Here is an 18,265-nt window from a genome sequence, read left to right as displayed (position 1 = left end):
GCCGCGATCGACGCAGCAGTGAGGGTTCATTCTTCTTGTTAGGCTTGTTATGGATGTCGCTTCTGACGCTTCAGGGAATGATCAGCTCGCGCACGCCGTTGGCATGTTCGACGACTTCGCCCGGCAGTCGCAGGCGCTGGTCATCCAGGTAGCGGTAATCGCGACGCGCAGCCTGTAGCTGCCCAAGGTCGAGTTCGGCGGTGAGTTGCGTGTCTTCCCGACCCGCCTCGTGCAACAAAGCCCCGAATGGGTCAACCAGTGCGCTGCCGCCCGCGAATACCAGCCCGCCCTCGCCTTCGCCGACGCGATTGACCATGAGCGCGAACGCCTGATTTTCCTGAGCACGGGCCATGATTGCGGTGCGGTGGGTCGGACCGTAGGGGTCCATGTTGCCGTTGGTGACGATGATCAGATCAACGCCGAGTTGCGCCAGCGCGCGGGCCGACTCCGGGAACTCGATGTCGTAGCAGATCAACAGGCCGACCCGCAGCCCGTTCCACTCACAGGTGGCGTATCGATCGCCCGCGCTGAACACGCCGCGATCGGACGCCCACAAATGCGTTTTGCGGTAACGCAGGGCGATGCCTTCAGGGGTAATGAGCAACGTGGTATTGAAGAACGCGCCGTTGTCATTTTCGGCCATGCCGATCACGACGGAGACACCGCGCGCCCGCGCCGCTTCACGAATGGCGCTGACACTGGGGCCGTCCAGCGCTTCGGACACCCGGGCAACGGTCTCGCTGGAGGGGAAGCCCATCAGGTGCGTTTCCGGGAAAACGATCAGCGCAGTGTCGTCAGCGCATGCCGCAATGGCATTCAGCGCGCGCTTGAGATTGTGGACGGTGTCGTTGTCCTGGCCCGTCAATTGGGCGAGTTCCACCTTCATGGGTTCTCCTTATAAGGTCGCGGGCCGGTCGGGCACAAAATGCTGGCCTGATGATTGGCTCTGCGGGCAGTATGCGCATCAGTAAGTGTTACGGGGAATTACGCAGCTGTAGTAACCCAATAGGGGTAGAGGATGACAATCGCACTTCAGGACATGGCCTGGCATCGCTCGGTCGGGCAGTTGATTGAAGCGCTGGACCGCCCCAATTTCTGGGCCCAACTGGTGCGGCTGCTTGATCAGTACGTCAGTTTCGATAGTTGGGTCGCGCTGCAATTCAGCTCCGGGCAGCGCCCGCAGGTGTTCGCCGAGAGCCCGGCTGAAGATGGCAGCCCCGACCAGCTGTTTCAGGATTACCTCAAAGGCCTGTACCTGCTCGACCCCTTCTACGTCGCCAGCCGCGAGCGCTCGCAAAGCGGCCTGTTCCGCCTTGCCGAAGTCGCGCCCGAGCATTTCGAACTCACAGAGTATTACCAGCGCTACTTTCGGCTGAACGTCGTCGCCGATGAAATTCAATTCAATTGCCAGATCGACCAGGACCGCACCCTGTGCCTGTCCCTGGGCTCAACCCAACGATTCAGCGCCGATCAGATTGCCCTGCTGTCGATGATCCAGCCGTGGGTCATCGCCCTGTTACGCCAGCGTCTGCCCTTCGAAATTGAAGCTGCGGCAACCGACCAAGAGCTGCTCGATACGCCGTTGCCGATGAGCAACTGGCGCAAACAGCTCGAAGCATCGGCTCAGCACAGCCGTGGCGCGCAATTGACTGCGCGGGAGCTGGACGTCGGACGACTGATGCTCAGCGGCTGTTCGAGCAAGGAAATCGCCCGCAAGCTCGCCATCTCTGCGGAAACCGTGCGCGTCCATAAAAAGCACATGTACAGCAAACTTGGCATCAAATCGCAATCCGAGCTGTTTTCGATTTTTCTTCAAGCGCAGAGCGCTTGAGTCGCAGGACTGGCTTGCCTGATTGAAGCAATCGCGACGGTGCCAGCCAAGAAGGGTCTGTCTCGCTGTGTGAAGCGTCTCAAATCGAGACATCCTGCAACATCCACCCTTTGCTTTTACCCCGCAAACCCGCCACCCTGCGCGCCGCCGATCAGACCCTGCTGACGGCAAGGAACCACGGCCGCCACTGGCCCCTCTTCTTTAAACACCTTTGCAAGGCCACCGTCATGACGAACGGACGCGACCATCGCATCGACTTCTTTCGGGGTCTGGCGCTGATTTTCATTTTTTGGGATCACGTGCCAGCCAACCCTTTCGCGCAACTGACGCTGCGCAATTTTGGTTTCAGCGACGCCGCCGAAGTGTTCGTGTTTCTCGCCGGCTACGCCGCCGTACTCGCTTATGGCCGCGTGGCGCAACGGGACGGTTACGTGGTGGCTTGCCTGCGTATCCTGCGGCGCACATGGGTGCTGTACGTCGCACACATTTTCCTGCTGACACTGCTGATGGGCATCGTTTTCGTCGCCAACAATCACGTCGAAACCCGCGACATGGTGCGTGAGATGGGCCTGGAGTATTTCGTCGGCAACCCGCAGCAGGCGCTGGCCGATGAACTGTTGTTGCGCTTCAAACCCAACCTCACCGACCCGCTGCCGCTGTACATCCTGCTGATGGGCGCGTTGCCGTTAATCCTGCCTATCATGCTGCGCAACGCAGCGCTGGCGATCGGCCTGTCGATTGCGCTGTACATGATGGTGCCGCTGCTCGGCTGGAACCTGAGCGCCTACGAAGGCGGCGGTTACTGGTATTTCAATCCGGTCGCCTGGCAGCTGATCTTCGTGCTCGGCGGCGCCTTCGCCCTGCATACCCAACGGGCGCCAATCGTAATCGCCCCTGCTCGGCCGCTTTGGCAACAGCCGCTGTTTCTCATAGCGGCGGCTTACCTGCTGATGGCCGGCGTCATCACCGTGCTGTGGAAATTTCCTGACGTGCATGACGCGCTCCTGCCTACCGCGCTCACTGAATTGATCTACCCGATCAGCAAGACAGACCTGTCTCCGGTGCGCCTGCTGCATTTCCTTGCGCTGGTGTATGTCGTCGCAAAAACGCTGCCGACGTCGGTAACCTGGCTCGACAACTGGCCTGTCCAGCAGACCTGCCGAATGGGTCGCTATTCGCTGGAAATTTTCTGCCTCGGCGTCCTACTCGCACCGCTGGCCGACATGGCGAACGCGCTGGCGGACGACGCCTGGCAAATGCGCGTGATCACCGCGTTGCTTGGCCTGGGGTTGATGCTGCTGTTGTCGAACTGGCTGGAGTTGAACAAGCGGTTGGGCAGCCCGAAGGCGGCGCGGGTGGTGAAGGTTTGATGGGGCTGTCGCGCACTGCCTGACGGACAGCCTCTCACCACGGTTCGTACCGTTCCGAGTCTCCATCCGCTCGTCAAATAAGATCCACCTCGATCCGGAACCAAGGTTGCACATCGGAAAGATCTTACGCCCCTGCGCACAAAATCCCCTCCGTGCCCACCAGCGTCTACGCTTGTAACAAGTGCGATGTGCAGGTTTGACCGGGCCAACGATATGGGCGCTTTTTGGCATTCCGATACGAAGAAGGCTGCGGTCAAGGCTGACAGTCAGGGGAACGGATCAATGCCCGCCCATGCTCGCCCACGGCGTTACGTGTGGCGGTTTCTGCTGGTGGCGGTGCTGACGGCAGCGGTGATCCTGGGATTTGTGGTTTCGACCGAAGTGCGCAGCTCCCGTTTGCAGGCCCAGGAGTTCAGTCACCTGGCCCAAGGCCTGAGCTACCGCGTCGAAGCCGGTCCCAGCGACGCGATTGTGTATCCTGGCGAAGGGCCTTTCGACAAGCGTCTGGGCTATTCCGCTCTCGGCGAATTCCTGCCGCGCTTGCTCAAGCGTGACTACCTGATCAGCGCCCAGGCGCGTTTCTCCCCCGATCTTATGGCCTACGCCAGGCGCGGCTTCTTCGTGCCGTATCAGGAGAAGATTCAGTCCGGCCTGACCATTACTGACTGCCGCGCCGAGCCGCTGTATCAGTACACCTACCCGCAGCAGCTGTACCCGACCTTCGCGGCCATCCCGCCCGTGCTGGTCAACAGCCTGCTGTTCATCGAAAACCGCGACCTGCTGGACGCTCAGCGCCCGCTGGCCAACCCGGCGGTGGACTGGCCAAGGTTTTTCAAAGCGGCGCTTTCCCAAGTGGCGAAGGTGGTGGGGTTGCCGGGGCAATCGGCCGGTGGCAGCACGCTGGCGACTCAGTTGGAGAAGTACCGGCACTCGCCGGACGGTCTGACGCTGTCGGGCAGCGAGAAGATCCGGCAGATGGTGTCCGCCAGCGTTCGCGCTTATCAGCCGGGGCAGCAAACCCTGGAGGCGCGGCAGCGAGTGGTGCGGGATTACCTCAACAGCGTGCCGCTGTCGGCGGTACCCGGTCATGGCGAAGTCCACGGGTTGGCCGAAGGTTTGCGGGTCTGGTACGGCGCGGACTTCGACCGCACTAATCAGCTGCTGGCTTCGACAGCCAAGGACGATAAAACCCTGGCGGCGAAAGGGTTGGCGCTCCGCGAAGTCCTGTCGTTGGTGATCGCCCAACGCAGGCCCTCACACTTTCTGGCGAAGGGTCGCAAGGAGCTCGCGGATCTGACTGACAGCCATCTGCGCGTGCTCGCACAGAACAATGTCATCGATCAACCGTTGGCCGACGCCGCACTGGCGGCCAGCGTGACCTATCGCGACTGGGTGCAGCAGCCGACCGTGCAGCCGATTGAGAGCAACAAAGGCATCACTGTCGCGCGCACGCGGCTGTCGAACATGCTCAACCGTTCGCTTTACGACCTCGATCGCCTGGATCTGTCGGCCACCAGCACGCTGCAGAACGACCTGCAGATCAGCGTCGGTCAGTACCTGCGCGACCTTGCCAAACCCGAATTTGCCGGTCAGATGGGCCTGATCGGCGAGCACCTGTTGACCCCCACCAGCACCCAGGCGGTGCGTTACAGCTTTACGCTGTTTGAGCGCGACCCGGATGGCTCGCGGGTGCGGGTGCAAACTGACAGCACCGATCAGCCGTTCGACATCAACGAGGGCAGCAAACTGGAGCTGGGCTCCACGGCCAAGATGCGCGTGCTGACCACCTACTTGCAGATCATTGCCGAGATCCACGACAAGTACGCCGATCTGCCCAATAGCGCCCTGAAAAAAGTCCCGGTCGAGGAGTCCGACCGACTCAGCCGCTGGGCCGTGGATTACCTGATTCAGAACACCGATCGCGACCTCTCGAAGATGCTCGCTGCTGCCCTCGATCGTCAGTATTCGGCCAGCCCAAGCGAAAGCTTTTTCACCGGGGGCGGCCTGCACCATTTCAATAATTTTCGCCGGGAGGATAACGCCCGTAATCCGACCCTGCGCGAAGCGTTGCGGGAGTCGATCAACCTGCCGTTCATTCGCCTGATGCGCGATCTGGTGCGCTACACCACCTATCAGGGGCCCAACAACAGCGCGGTGTTGCTCAAGGACGACAGCGATCCGAGACGTCAGGAATACCTGGCCGATTTCGCCGACCGCGAGGGCAAGTCATTCCTGTTGCGCTTCTGGAAGCGCTATAAAAACAAATCCACCCAGGACCGGCTCGACACCTTTCTCGACGGGGTGCATCCCGCTGCGAGCCGGCTTGCCGCCGTGCACCGCTATCTGCTGCCGGACGCCACGCAGAGCGCGTTCAATGCGTTTGTTCGTGCGCACATGGCCGGGGAAAAAGGCAAAACGGCGCTGACCGAAAAGCGTCTGGACGAACTTTATTTCGCCTATGGCCCTGGCAAGTTCGATCTGCCGGATCAGGGCTACGTTGCCCGCGTGCACCCGCTGGATCTGTGGCTGGTGGGGTATCTGCTGCAGAACCCGGACGCCACGTTCAAGGACGCCGTCGCGGCCAGCCGTTTCGAGCGGCAGGAAGTCTACAGCTGGCTGTTCAAGAGCCAGCACAAGAGCGCTCGCGACAGCCGCATTCGCACGATGCTGGAGATCGAAGCGTTCCTGGATATCCATCAGCGCTGGCAGCGGCTGGGCTATCCGTTCGATCATCTGGTGCCTTCACTGGCGACCGCGATCGGCAGTTCTGGTGATCGACCCGCCGCGCTAGCCGAACTCATCGGCATTCTCCAGAACGATGGTATTCGGCTGCCGGTGCTGCGCATCGACAGCCTGCACTTCGCCGCGCAAACACCTTACGAAACCCAACTGATCAACAACCCCGAGTTGGGCAAGCGGGTGCTGCCGTCGGAAGTCGCTGCGGCCATGCGCGAGGCGCTGTCACAGGTGGTCGATGCCGGCACGGCGAGGCGCGTGTCCGGCAGTTTCAAAACTCAGGATGGCAGCGTGCTGGCCATGGGCGGCAAGACCGGCACGGGCGACAACCGCATCGAAAGCATCGGCGCAGGCGGGCGAATCTTGGCGTCCAAGGCCATCAATCGCACCGCGACCTTCGTGTTTTTCATCGGCGATAACCATTACGGCACGCTGACGGCGTACGTCCCGGGCCGCGCCGCCGAGAGCTTCAAATTCACCTCCGCCCTTCCGGTGCAAGTGCTCAAAGGCATGGCGCCGATTCTCAATCCCTACCTGGAGCCGGGCACTTTCACGCAGTGCAAGGCGCCCGTTCCTACGCAGGTGACAACGCGTCTGTAGCCGGTTTTTCATTGAAGTCATCGCGTTCGTCTCCTGAAAACCGGGAGACAACCGTTCGTCTTAACGCGTCTTGTGGAAACAATAAGATATATCTTAAGGTATATCTAACTTGTACCAAGAGATGAAAAAGATGAAAGACCACTCACACGATCACCCCCACCACCATCGTCCTCACTTCGGCGAACACGGCGACGGCCGCGATGGTTTCGAGAAACGTACCGGCCGTGAACGCGGCGGCCGCGGGCCTCGGGTATTTGCCCCGGGCGACCTGAAATTGCTGCTGCTGGCGTTGATCGCCGATCAGCCGTGCCACGGGTATGACTTGATTCGCCAGATCGAAGCGCTGTTCGACGGCGCCTACAGCCCGAGCCCCGGCGTGATTTACCCGACGCTGACCTTTCTGGAAGAGAGCGAGTTGATTCAGGGCGATGCCGACGGCGGCAAGAAGCGCTATGGCATCACTGAGGCCGGTCAGCAGTTCCTGACGGAACAAGCCGTCGCGCTGGATGGCGTGAAAATGCGCATCGACGTCAGCAAGCGCTCGTTGCGCGGCCATGATCGTCCGCCGGAAATCCACGAGGCCGTGCACAACCTGCGTCATGCATTGCAGATGCACCACGGTCGCTGGAACCCCGAGGAAATCCTGCGGGTTCGCGACCTGCTGAACGATACCGCGAAAGCCATCGTCGACGTCCAACAACCTGCCTCGGAGAAACCGGAATGAATGCACCCCAGGGAATTCACCGCGTCAGCCACGAGATCAAACGTCGCAAGCTGCAAGTGTTGAGGGTGACCGACATCACCCCGCGCATGCGCCGCATCACCCTGAACGGTCCGGAGCTGACGGGGTTCATCAGTCTGGGCACGGATGACCATGTCAAACTGTTGTTCGCCACCACGCCCGAAGAGCAGGCGGCGCTGGACAGGGATGCGCCGCTGCAAAACGCTGAAGGACCGCGCCCGACGATGCGCGATTACACCCCCCGTCGCTACGACCCGCAAACTGGCGAGCTGGACATCGATTTCGTGCTGCATGGCGACGGTCCGGCGGCAACCTGGGCGGCTCAGGCCGAAGCCGGGCAAACGCTGAATATCGCCGGGCCTCGGGGTTCGATGATCGTGCCGGACATGTTCGACAGCTATCTGCTGATCGGCGACGAAACCGCCCTCCCCGCCATCGGTCGTCGGCTGGAAGCATTGCCGGCCGGTCGACGTGCGCTAGTAGTGGTTGAAATCGATAACTTGGCAGAGCGTCAGGCGCTGACCAGCGATGCGCAGATTGAAGTGATCTGGGTGGTGCGTGGCGAGCAGGACCTGCTTGAGGTCACGCGTCAACTGACCCTGCCGCAAGGCAGCTTGTATGCCTGGGTCGCGACCGAATCGTCCCTGTCACGCAAGCTGAGGCGCGTACTGCTGGATGAGTTCAAGCTGGACGAAGCGACTGTAAAAGCTGCCGGATACTGGCGCGCGGACGGTTCGGACGAGGAGTGAGGTATACGAGATCCTCGGGATGATTGAGTACTGCCAGCGCCCCAGATTCGGGGCGCGTCATCCATACGGGTTACGACTGCCCTCTGCGGCCCAAAATCCTGTCTATCCCATACACGACTGACCCAATCACCACAAAACCTGCCAGCACGCCAAACGCATTGGTCAGCGCCTTGGCCACTCCAAGCGTGCCGATGTCCAGGAATGGATAGAGGTAGTCGCCGAAGGCATTTCCGCGCAGCAGCAAATAGCCGAAGTACACAACGGGATACAGCATCCACATCAACACGTGTCGGGGTTTCAACAGGCCTTTGGGCACGAAGAACAACCAGTAGCCGAGGAACAGCAGCGGCATGACGTCGTGCAGCAATTCATCGGCGATCCACTGCCAGCCACGGGGCGTCCAAAGATGGCGCAGCAGCAGGTTGTAGGCGAGGCTCACCAGAATAATGCTGGTGGTGATGCCCGCGCAGACAACGGGGGAAAGGAAGAACCGATATCCCGCCGAGTGCCGGTCAATGAACGCGCAGCTCAGTGCCACCGCCACCAGCGTGTTAGTCACCACGGTGAAAAAGCTGCAGAAGCGGACCAGTCCACCGAGGAGGCTGGCGTGGTCGATCCATCGCCCCCAGAGAATCAGGTACAGCTGCACCGCGAGCCCGAACCAGCCCAGCATGGCGGCCGTGATGACAAAACGGCGCCGGCCTGGAGACAGGTGCAACGTGGGGCTGGGCATCTCGATCAAATCCTTGGCAGGCCGCAAGTCAGCTCGGGCGCTTGGTACGCGCCAGTTTGACGTACAACCCTTCGACCTTCTCCCGCGCCCAAGGAGTCTTGCGCAGGAACGTCAGGCTGGACTTGATGCTCGGGTCGCTCTTGAAGCAGCGAATGTCGATCCGCTCAGCCAGCCCCGACCACTCGTAATGCTCGACCAGCGCGATGAGGATCTGCTCCAGCGTCACGCCGTGCAGCGGGTTGGTGTTGGGTGTGGTCATGGCGGGCCTATGGACGCTGATTGGACAGGACAGTTTCGCGAGCTGCGCACCTTAGCGGACGCACCGCCGGGTGTGAAGGGTTGGGTGATTTTCAGGATTTTAGTGGGACCGGCTTCAGCCGGGAAAGCGTCGTTCACCACGCCGCAAATTTCCGGGTGACCCAACCGGCCTCTTCCCGGCTAAAGCCGGTCCCACAATTGAATTGCGTGCATTCAGTCCATTCTCGCTGGCACGGCGCAGGCTCTTAGTGGGACCGGCTTCAGCCGGGAAAGCGCCAGCCGCCATGTTGCAGAATCCTGCGGCCTGGATGCCCCTGACTAAACACTCATCCATGCGCTGCCTGCAAAGGTCAGCGGCAAATCGCCCTTCCCCGCAGCACCGTAAACAGGCGGGTTGAACAGTAGACAGCGCTGCCCTGCCTGCCCGCCACTGTTACGCCAATCGCAACGATCCATGTCGCAATTTCGACTTTTTAAAAAATCGTTAGGGCCCTATCATCGCCGCCCTAAACGCTGAAACGGTTAATTCGTCATTTGTTAAGACCTTGCAATGCGCCTTTAAAGCGTTGCGAGCGGCATCGCCTTTTGCTCTCGAATAACTCAAAAAGACCTCCCGCCCTATGCCCAGTCATCTGAAACGCCTGACCTGCACCCCGACCTGCAAATCGTCCCGAGCCCTTCGTCATGCCAGCGCGCTGAGCCTTGCGGCGCTGGGGTTCGCGACCTGCGCCCATGCCGCGCCGGCGTTCGACAGCACGTCGCCGTGGATGCTGGGTGACTGGGGCGGCAAGCGCAGCGAGCTTTCCGAACAGGGTTACGACTTCAAGCTCGATTCAGTCGTGGAAGTGGGCTCCAACCTGCACGGCGGTTACAACCATGACAAGGCGACCCGTTACAGCGACCAGTTCGCCCTCGGCGCGCACATGGACCTGCAGAAAATCCTCGGCTGGCACGACGCAGAATTTCAGCTGACCCTGACCAATCGCAACGGCGACAACATCAGCAACGACCGGGTGGGCGACCCGCGCACCGGCACCATTTCGTCGTCCCAGGAAGTCTGGGGCCGTGGCAACGTCACGCGGCTGACCGACCTCTGGTACCAGCAGAAATTTCTCGACCAGACGCTCAGCGTAAAAGTCGGCCGGTTCAATGAAGGCGAAGACTTCAACACCTTCCCGTGCGACTTCCAGAACCTGGCGCTGTGCGGCTCGCAGGTCGGCAACTGGGGCGGCGGCATCTGGTACAACTGGCCGATCAGCCAGTGGGCGATGCGCGTCAAATACCAGCTGAACCCCGAACTGTTCGTGCAGGTCGGTGCGTTCGAGCAGAACCCGTCCAACCTGGAAAACGATAACGCCTTCAAACTCAGCGGCAGCGGCACGAAGGGCGCGGTATTGCCGGTCGAAGTGGTCTGGTCGCCGAAGGTCCACGGCCTGCCGGGCGAATACCGCGCTGGTTACTACTACAGCACCGCCGACAGCAGCGACGTTTACAAGGACAGCAACGGTCGATACGCCGCCCAGAGCGGCGATGACTACGCCTCGTCGTCCAGCAAACACGGCATGTGGCTGACCCTGCGCCAGCAAGTCACCAGCGAGGCCAGCGATAACAGCCGCGGCCTGAGCCTGTTCGCAAACGGCACGCTCCACGACAAGAAAACCAACATGATCGACAACTTCGTTGCCCTCGGCGCGACGTACAAAGGCCCGTTCGACGCGCGCCCCGAGGATGACATCGGCGTCGGCATCAGTCGCATCCACGTCAACCCGGCGTACCGCAAGAACATCAACCTGCGCAATCAGGCCGCAGGGGTCTCGGACTATAACGACCCGGCGTTCCTGCCCGTGCAGGACACCGAATACAACGCCGAAATCTACTACGGCGTGCACGTCGCCAACTGGCTGACCGTGCGCCCGAACCTGCAATTCATCCGTCATCCGGGCGGCGTGAATCAAGTCGATGACGCGCTGGTCGCGGGGTTGAAGATCCAGTCCTCGTTCTGATCAGCCCGGCTCGTCCGGCTGCACCCAGGCATCGGCATTGAAGGCATGGCTTAGCCGCCGCGCCTTCACGCCAACACGCGTTAACCACCACATCGTTACGGAGTACAACACTTATGAGCACTGAGGGTGCTTTCGGTAAGGGTCGCCTGCTTCCGAGCTTGCTCGGGCTGGTGATTCTGATAATGGGTCTGGCCTTGCTGGTCGGCGGCATCAAACTGCTGACCCTGGGCGGGTCGCTTTACTACCTGCTGGCCGGCATCGGCTTCGCCATCACCGGCGTCCTGCTGATGATGGGTCGCAGCGCGGCCTTCGGCCTGTACGCACTGGTGTTGTTCGCCAGTACCGTGTGGGCGCTGTGGGAAGTCGGCCTGGATTGGTGGCAGCTGGTGCCGCGTCTGGCACTCTGGTTTGCCTTGGGCATCGTGATGCTGCTGCCATGGTTCCGTCGTCCGGTCCTGCGTGGCCAGGTCGGCGATACCGGTACTCGCGCATTGGGCGCTGCCGTGATTGTCGCGGGCATCGCCGCGCTGGCCAGCCAGTTCACACACCCCGGTGAAATCAAAGGCCAGCTGGACCGCGAAACCGCCGGCACCACCAGCGCCGCGCCGGCCATGCCTGACGGCGACTGGCAGTCCTACGGCCGCACGGCCTTCGGCGATCGCTACTCGCCGCTGTCGCAGATCACCCCGGACAACGTCAGCAAGCTGGTCCCGGCGTGGACCTATCGCACGGGCGACATTCCGGGTCCGAACGATCCGGGGGAAACCACGGCCGAAAACACCCCGCTGAAAGTCAACGGCATGCTCTACGTCTGCACGCCGCACAGCCAGGTCATCGCTCTGGACCCGGACACCGGCAAGGAAATCTGGCGCTTCGACCCGAAGATCAGCAGCGGCAAGGCGGCCAACTTCAAGGGTTGGGCGCACATGACCTGTCGTGGCGTGTCGTATCACGATGACGCCGCCTACGCTGCCGCCACTCCAGCTGACGCTGCGGCGCCTGCGCAAAACCCGGCCGCTCCGGCGGTTGCTGGCGCAGCCAATGCCTGCCCGCGCCGCATCTTCCTGCCGACCGCCGACACCCGTCTGATCGCACTGAACGCCGACACCGGCAAAATGTGTGAAGACTTCGGCACCAACGGTTCGATCGACCTGAGCGCCAACATCGGCACTTACGCACCGGGCGGTTACTACTCGACGTCGCCACCGGCCGTAACCAAAGACCTCGTGGTCATTGGCGGTCACGTCACCGACAACGTGTCCACCGACGAGCCGTCGGGCGTGATCCGTGCGTTCGACGTGCACACCGGCCGTCTGGTCTGGAACTGGGACAGTGGCAATCCGGACGACACCACGCCGATTGCCGAAGGCAAGACCTACACCCGCAACTCGCCCAACATGTGGTCGATGTTCAGCGTCGACGAAAAGCTGGGCATGCTCTACCTGCCGATGGGCAACCAGATGCCTGACCAGTGGGGCGGCAACCGCACCGAGGCGTCGGAGAAATTCAGCGCCGGTCTGGTCGCGCTGGACATCGCCACCGGTCACGTGAAATGGCATTTCCAGTTCACCCACCATGACTTGTGGGACATGGACGTCGGCGGTCAGCCAACGCTCATGGACATGAAAACCGCTGACGGCGTGAAGCCTGCTGTTCTGGCTTCGACCAAGCAGGGCAGCATCTATGTGCTGGACCGTAGCAACGGTCAGCCCATCGTGCCGATCAACGAAATCCCTGTACCCCAGGGCGCGGTTGCCGGCGATCACACGTCGCCTACCCAGCCGAAGTCCGACCTGAACTTCATGCCGCCGCTGCTGAAAGAGCGCGACATGTGGGGCGTGACGCCGTTTGATCAGATGCTCTGCCGCATCGATTTCAAATCCCTGCGCTATGAAGGCCCGTTCACCCCACCATCGCTGCAAGGCTCGCTGGTGTATCCGGGTAACTTCGGCGTGTTCGACTGGGGCGGTATCTCGGTTGACCCTGTGCGTCAGATTGCTTTCGTGAACCCGAGCTACATGGCGTTCCGTTCGAAACTGGTACCGGCAGCAGAAGTCGAAGGCGGCCCGGGTCGCAAGAGCGAAACCGAAGGCGTGCAGCCGAACAAGGGCGCGCCGTACGGTGTGATCCTCGAAGCGCTGTTGTCGCCAATGGGCCTGCCGTGCCAGGCGCCAGCATGGGGTTACGTGGCGGCGGTCGATCTGACCAACCACCAGACCATCTGGAAGCACAAGAACGGCACCGTGCGTGATAGCTCGCCGGTTCCGATCCCGCTGACCATGGGCGTTCCAAGCCTGGGCGGCACGTTCATCACCGCCAGCGGTGTGTCGTTCCTCAGCGCCACGCTTGACCAATACCTGCGCGCCTACGACGTTCGTAACGGCAAGCAGCTGTGGGAAGGTCGTCTGCCAGCAGGCGCCCAGACCACGCCGATGACCTACACCGGCAAGGACGGCAAGCAATACGTGCTGGTCGTTGCAGGCGGTCACGGTTCGCTGGGCACCAAACAGGGCGATTACGTGATCGCCTACAAACTGCCGGATTGATCAGTTTCACTGATTAGCTGCGTGCAGTAACAGAAAAGGCGGTCCCGTGAGGTGGCCGCCTTTTTTGTGCGCGCTGAACGGATGCCAGGAGTGAGGCGCGAGAAGCTACTTCTCGATCACTTCCCCACGCTGAGGCGCCAGCCGGGCAATGAACCGATTCTGCGTCGTGACTGGAATGTGCTGCTCGTTCATCGCATCGATCAGGTTCTCCACCAGCGCGTTGAAATCGCTGCGGCTGAGTTTCATGCCCTTGTGCACTTCTTCCAGGGAGTCACCCGTGTACGTGCACGGGCCGCCTGCCTCGACGCAGAATCTCTCCACCAGCTTGTCGCGCACCCGGACGATGTCGACCTTGGCGAAGTATTTATAGATGCGGTCATCCTGGGCGATGTGCAGGAGCATGCCTTCGACGATTTTCTGGATGCCGGCGCGCTGGCCCAGGTCCTGATAAAGGCTGTCGTCCTTGGGCGGCTGTTGGGCGCACCCCACCAGCAGCGACAGACTGAGCCCGACGATCAGCCACAAAAACCGCCTCATCAGAAACTTCCCTGCACGGAAAGGTAGGTGCCGTTCTGGTTGTCCAGCGTGGCGATTTCACCGAGATGCGCGTAGGCCAGCACCACGGAAACATGCTTGTTGGGGAACCAGCCGACAAAGAAGTCTGCCCAGTCGCTTTCGCCGGCGAACGACAGGTTGTCGGGCTTCTCGCGGTAGTCCATGCCCACCGCCCAGTGCGGGTTGAACAGGATGGCTGCGCCGCCCTCTTTCAGTACGCTGCGGGTATCGCGGCGGTCGCCGCCAAAGCCCATCAAACCGGTTTCGTTGGCGCGGCTGTAACGCAAACCGGCATTGACCACCACGTTGTAGCCAAAGGCCGCGCCCATGAACAGACGGCTCGCCGTGACGTAGCCCTCGACATCCGAATCCCGCTTCGCGCCTACCAGACTGGGGATGAGGAAATCATTCTGGTGCTTGTATTCCAGCCCCGCCGACACCTGCGGCAGCTGATCGTAGATCAGGTCGCCAAACAGGCGAACCTTCACGCCGAAGATGTCCTGAGTGAGGTTGTGCTCCGGCAGATTGAGTTTGCTGACCAGTGACCCCAGATCGAAGCGTTGATGGGCGTAGGAAATCTCGACGCGATTGCCATAGGAAGCCGCAGCGCCGACCACATCAAGGGTGTAGTCCGGCAAGTCGACGTGGGTCGCGAACGCGTTGCCGCCCCACTCGCCCTGCTCGTCATACCCGGCCAGCATGGCCCAGGGAATAATCCCGCCCCCTGCGCCGCCTTCAATGCTGCTGGCGCCGCCGGTGGCGATCAGCCGGCCCTGATCGGCTTCAGCCGCTGGCGCCACCCACGCTGCGCAGGCTCCCACCACACTGGCCAGTACCACGGGGTTTACGTACATCGAAAGACTTCGTGCCATAAATCTCTGTTCCATCAGTGCATCGTCATGCGGGGTGGGAGCTGGGCCTGCGCGATCCAGGCTTCGAAGGCGACCGCACTCAGCGGCCGACTGATCAGATAGCCCTGTGCGGTGTCGCAGTGCCAGCGCTCCAGCAGGCGCAGGCTATGTTCGTATTCGACGCCTTCGGCGACCACCTTCAGGCCCAAGTTATGGCTCATCTCGATGGTCGAGCGAACGATCACGGCGTCTTCACTGGTTTCGTCCAGGTCGCGCACGAAGGACTGATCGATCTTCAATTCCTGCACCGGCAGCCGCTTGAGGTGGGCCAGCGAGGAGTAACCGGTGCCGAAATCATCCACCGACAGACTGATGCCGAAATCACGCAGGCGATTAAGCACTTTCAACGACTGCTCGGGCTCGCGCATGATCGCGCTTTCAGTGATCTCGAAAATCAACTGTTCAGCCGGCACGCGGTAGAGCTTGAGCAGCGCAGCAACGCGGTCAGCCAGATCGTTGCCCAGCAGGTCGTCCGCCGAGATGTTCACCGAGACCTGCAGAATGAGACCGCGCTGCGCCCACTCGGCGAGCTGGCGCAGCGCATCTTCGATGACCCAGTTGGTGAGGATCTGAATGCTGCCGGTGCGTTCCGCCAGCAGGATGAACTCGGCGGGCGATACCGAGCCGAATTGCGGGTGCTGCCAGCGCAGCAAGGCCTCGGCCTGAGTAACCCGGCCGTTGCGAATATCCAGTTTCGGCTGGTAATGCAGTGAAAGTTCGCCGTTGCGGGCGGCCTGGCGCAAGTCGCGGATCAGACTGATCTGGCGCAGGTGAGCCACGTCGCGACCGTCCACATAGACTTGCAGACGGCCCGGCAACTGCGCCGCGTCCTGCCGCGCAATGGACGCACGCCTGAGCAGCTCGGTCGCCGAATCGCCATTGGCCGGATAGGCCGCGATGCCGATGCAGGCATCCATCGCGATGTCCTGCTCGCCGATGCGCTGGGGCTTGACCAGTAAACGCTGCAGCCGGTCAGCCACCGCGACGGCGCTGTCGGTCTCGGCGTTTTGCACCAGCAGTAGAAATTCGTTGTCGGAGAGCCGCGCCACCGTATCGCCGGGACGCAGCGGCTCTTGCAGTTGTCCGCTGATAATCCGCAGCAGTTGCTCAACCCCCTCCAGACCGACGTTGGTGCTGATCGCGCGGAAGTTATCGATGCCCAGATAAAGCAGGGCCACCGGCCGTTGAGCCACGACCGCGCTGCCGAGGCGCTCCATCACCAACGCGCGGTTGGGCAGCCCGGTCAGTGGATCATGCAGGGCATTGTGCGCCAGCTGCAGCTCACGCTCGGCGATCCCGCTCTGCATCGAATTGATGGCGCTGGCGAGCAGGCCCAGTTCGTCTCGGCGATCCAGCACCACGGGCGTTGCGTAATCACCTTCGCCAATACGCCGGGCGGCCTGAGCCAGGGCATTCACTGGCCGCGACAGGCTGCGCGCCAGTAACAACGCGCCGACCAGCGAACACGCCAACGCCACGACGGTGATCCAGAACAGCGTCTTATCCAGCGGCGCGAATGCCTGCATGGCTTGATCCAGCGGGCTCTGCAGCAGGGCCACGACCTCGCTGTCGCTGTTGCTGCCCAGCCGCAGGGTTTTGCTCAGAAAACTCTGGCTGTGGTGCTCGGTCATCTGCATCTCGTTGGTGGGCGGATTCATCATTACGCTGCGCAGGCTGTCAAACAGCGTCTCCGGCTGGGTACTGATCATCTGACCCGGCTGCTTTTGCACGAGCGACAGAAAAGACACCTGCAAACCACTCAACGAGCGCAGTTCTTGCGCCAAGTCACCGTCCATGCTGAAACCCATCACCACGCGGGCAATCGGCAGCGGTGCGAGCACGGTGCTTTCGACCAGCAAGTGCGGCTGCCCCTGCAACGGCACGATCAGCATCGATTGATTCTTGCCCTTGAGGTCACGCAACGCCTGGATGTACGGGAACGGCGAACCTTCTGGGATCTGCGCGACGGTGCTGGCCATCACCGTGCCGTCCATGCCCAGCAGGAACATGTCATTGGCGTTGATTCGGGCGCCGTGGTTGAGCAGCACCGAACGAATGGTTGCCGAGTCCGCGGATGCCACGGCGTCACGGAAACCGAAGTCGGTGGACAACAACTGCACGGCGTCGCGCAGCCGCTTGCCGCGCATTTCCAGCAAGCCTTCAAACACCCGGGTGCCGACTTCGAGCTGCGCCTGGGCCTGTTTGCGCACAGCGTCCTGGGTGGCGGCTTTCACCGCAATAAACACGGCGAAGACCACGATCAGCAGCAGCATGATCAACACGCCGGCAATCCGCGCCTGAAAGCTGATGCGCACCTTCATTCGTGGGCCGCTTTATGGAAGGCGTCGCCAAACGCGCTGGAGGGCGGCGCGGCGGGGGTGTTCTCGGCGTTGGGCTGTACGGCGATGCTGAACCGCTGCTTGAGGCCACCGGCCGGAATGTCGATCTCGCCGCCGGACACCGGCAGCATGTCGGGGGCCTGCGGGTGCCAGAGGGTGACGGTGTAGTGACCGGCGGGCACTTGATCCAGGGTCAGCGTGCCCTTGTCGTTGCTCACGCCGAACCAGCCATCGTCGGTGACGTACACGTAACCGAGCATGTTGTCATGCACGTTGCAGCCGAGCACCACCACGCCCGGCTTGTCGAACAGCACGGGGGCCGACGGCGTGCCGCCATACAACCGCAGTTCGAAACGCTTGGGCGTCGAGAACGAATACACCTGATGGCGGATCTGATCGCTGTTGGGAAAACTGATTTGGGTACCGGTGCGCACCGCCAGCACATGGGGGGCAAATTGCACATCGCGCTGGTCCATGTCGGCTTTCAGCGACCCGGCAGGGGGCGTAGTTGCACCGCGCAAGGTGAGCACCGCGTCGGGAAGCGGCTTGCCCTGGCCATCGACGAACTCGGCGGTCAGGCTGGCCGCATGGGCGAAGGTGCCATACAGAGCGGTTACAACCAGCAACAACGAAATAAAAACACGGCGCATGACAGATGTTCCAGACAGCGAGGCCCGCAAAGAGAGCCTACTTGGCGATGATTTCCAGCGTAGCCCACGGATCGGAGGTCGGCGATATCAGACGGACTTCCGGCAAAGCACATGGCCACCACCTATTGGAGGCCACGGCCTGGCGCAACGCCACATATGCTTTTAAATCGGCCTGCTTAGTCATTGCTATCGACCAGCGCTATTGAAACCTGAGGCCTTGCGCCCCATCTAAGGCTCATCTC

The 18,265-nt window shown here is 61.6% G+C and carries 14 protein-coding genes; 7 read left to right on the top strand and 7 right to left on the bottom strand.

Annotated features, from left to right (window positions below; all coding sequences use genetic code 11):
- Positions 1–70 precede the first annotated feature (70 nt).
- Positions 71–886: a carbon-nitrogen hydrolase family protein gene (locus AC07RO_RS02110; protein WP_192171610.1), complete on the bottom strand. Its 816-nt coding sequence runs from the start codon at positions 884–886 to the stop codon at positions 71–73.
- 132 nt (positions 887–1,018) lie between these two features.
- Between AC07RO_RS02110 and AC07RO_RS02105 the strand changes: the two genes are divergently transcribed.
- The 5 genes from AC07RO_RS02105 to AC07RO_RS02085 all read left to right on the top strand — a co-directional run bounded on the left by AC07RO_RS02105 (position 1,019) and on the right by AC07RO_RS02085 (position 8,028).
- Complete coding sequence (locus AC07RO_RS02105; RefSeq protein WP_463581928.1) at positions 1,019–1,831, top strand: response regulator transcription factor; 813 nt, start codon at positions 1,019–1,021, stop codon at positions 1,829–1,831.
- Positions 1,832–2,058: 227 nt separating this feature from the next.
- Positions 2,059–3,201, top strand: coding sequence for an OpgC domain-containing protein (locus tag AC07RO_RS02100; protein WP_423572217.1), 1,143 nt, complete (start codon positions 2,059–2,061; stop codon positions 3,199–3,201).
- A 213-nt stretch (positions 3,202–3,414) separates the two neighbouring features.
- Positions 3,415–6,537: a transglycosylase domain-containing protein gene (locus AC07RO_RS02095; protein WP_495085165.1), complete on the top strand. Its 3,123-nt coding sequence runs from the start codon at positions 3,415–3,417 to the stop codon at positions 6,535–6,537.
- Between the two features lie 130 nt (positions 6,538–6,667).
- Positions 6,668–7,261 (top strand): PadR family transcriptional regulator, encoded by a 594-nt coding sequence (locus AC07RO_RS02090; RefSeq protein ID WP_495085164.1) that lies wholly within the window; start codon positions 6,668–6,670, stop codon positions 7,259–7,261.
- Complete coding sequence (locus AC07RO_RS02085; RefSeq protein ID WP_495085163.1) at positions 7,258–8,028, top strand: siderophore-interacting protein; 771 nt, start codon at positions 7,258–7,260, stop codon at positions 8,026–8,028. The genes AC07RO_RS02090 and AC07RO_RS02085 overlap by 4 nt, the downstream gene beginning before the upstream one ends.
- 70 nt (positions 8,029–8,098) lie before the next feature.
- Here the strand turns inward: AC07RO_RS02085 and AC07RO_RS02080 are convergent, their stop codons facing one another.
- Together AC07RO_RS02080 and AC07RO_RS02075 are read right to left on the bottom strand one after the other, a co-directional pair.
- Entirely contained in the window at positions 8,099–8,761 is a 663-nt protein-coding gene (locus tag AC07RO_RS02080; protein ID WP_495085162.1) for a Pr6Pr family membrane protein, read from the bottom strand.
- 28 nt (positions 8,762–8,789) lie between these two features.
- Entirely contained in the window at positions 8,790–9,020 is a 231-nt protein-coding gene (locus tag AC07RO_RS02075; protein WP_495085161.1) for a VF530 family protein, read from the bottom strand.
- 619 nt (positions 9,021–9,639) lie between these two features.
- On the opposite strand from AC07RO_RS02075, the gene AC07RO_RS02070 reads away from it, so the two are divergent.
- Both AC07RO_RS02070 and AC07RO_RS02065 read left to right on the top strand, forming a co-directional pair.
- On the top strand, positions 9,640–11,022 hold the full coding sequence (locus tag AC07RO_RS02070) for a carbohydrate porin (RefSeq protein ID WP_495085160.1): 1,383 nt from the start codon (positions 9,640–9,642) through the stop codon (positions 11,020–11,022).
- Positions 11,023–11,135: 113 nt separating this feature from the next.
- Complete coding sequence (locus AC07RO_RS02065) at positions 11,136–13,568, top strand: glucose/quinate/shikimate family membrane-bound PQQ-dependent dehydrogenase (RefSeq protein ID WP_495085159.1); 2,433 nt, start codon at positions 11,136–11,138, stop codon at positions 13,566–13,568.
- Between the two features lie 105 nt (positions 13,569–13,673).
- Here AC07RO_RS02065 and AC07RO_RS02060 read toward each other — a convergent pair whose 3' ends face one another.
- From AC07RO_RS02060 to AC07RO_RS02045, 4 genes are read right to left on the bottom strand one after another with little or no spacing between them, the layout of a single operon-like run.
- Positions 13,674–14,105 (bottom strand): group I truncated hemoglobin, encoded by a 432-nt coding sequence (locus AC07RO_RS02060; protein ID WP_495085158.1) that lies wholly within the window; start codon positions 14,103–14,105, stop codon positions 13,674–13,676.
- On the bottom strand, positions 14,105–14,977 hold the full coding sequence (locus AC07RO_RS02055) for a DUF3034 family protein (protein ID WP_495085333.1): 873 nt from the start codon (positions 14,975–14,977) through the stop codon (positions 14,105–14,107). The genes AC07RO_RS02060 and AC07RO_RS02055 overlap by 1 nt, the downstream gene beginning before the upstream one ends.
- Before the next feature lie 32 nt (positions 14,978–15,009).
- Complete coding sequence (locus tag AC07RO_RS02050; RefSeq protein ID WP_495085157.1) at positions 15,010–17,355, bottom strand: bifunctional diguanylate cyclase/phosphodiesterase; 2,346 nt, start codon at positions 17,353–17,355, stop codon at positions 15,010–15,012.
- Entirely contained in the window at positions 17,352–18,023 is a 672-nt protein-coding gene (locus AC07RO_RS02045) for a methylamine utilization protein (RefSeq protein WP_495085156.1), read from the bottom strand. Before AC07RO_RS02045 ends, AC07RO_RS02050 begins: the two co-directional genes overlap by 4 nt.
- Positions 18,024–18,265: the final 242 nt, after the last annotated feature.

Source organism: Pseudomonas sp. GW821-FHT07F05, from assembly GCF_059418765.1.
The sequence above is the reverse complement of the archived record's forward strand: the minus strand, read 5'-3'. Positions and strand labels throughout refer to the sequence as shown.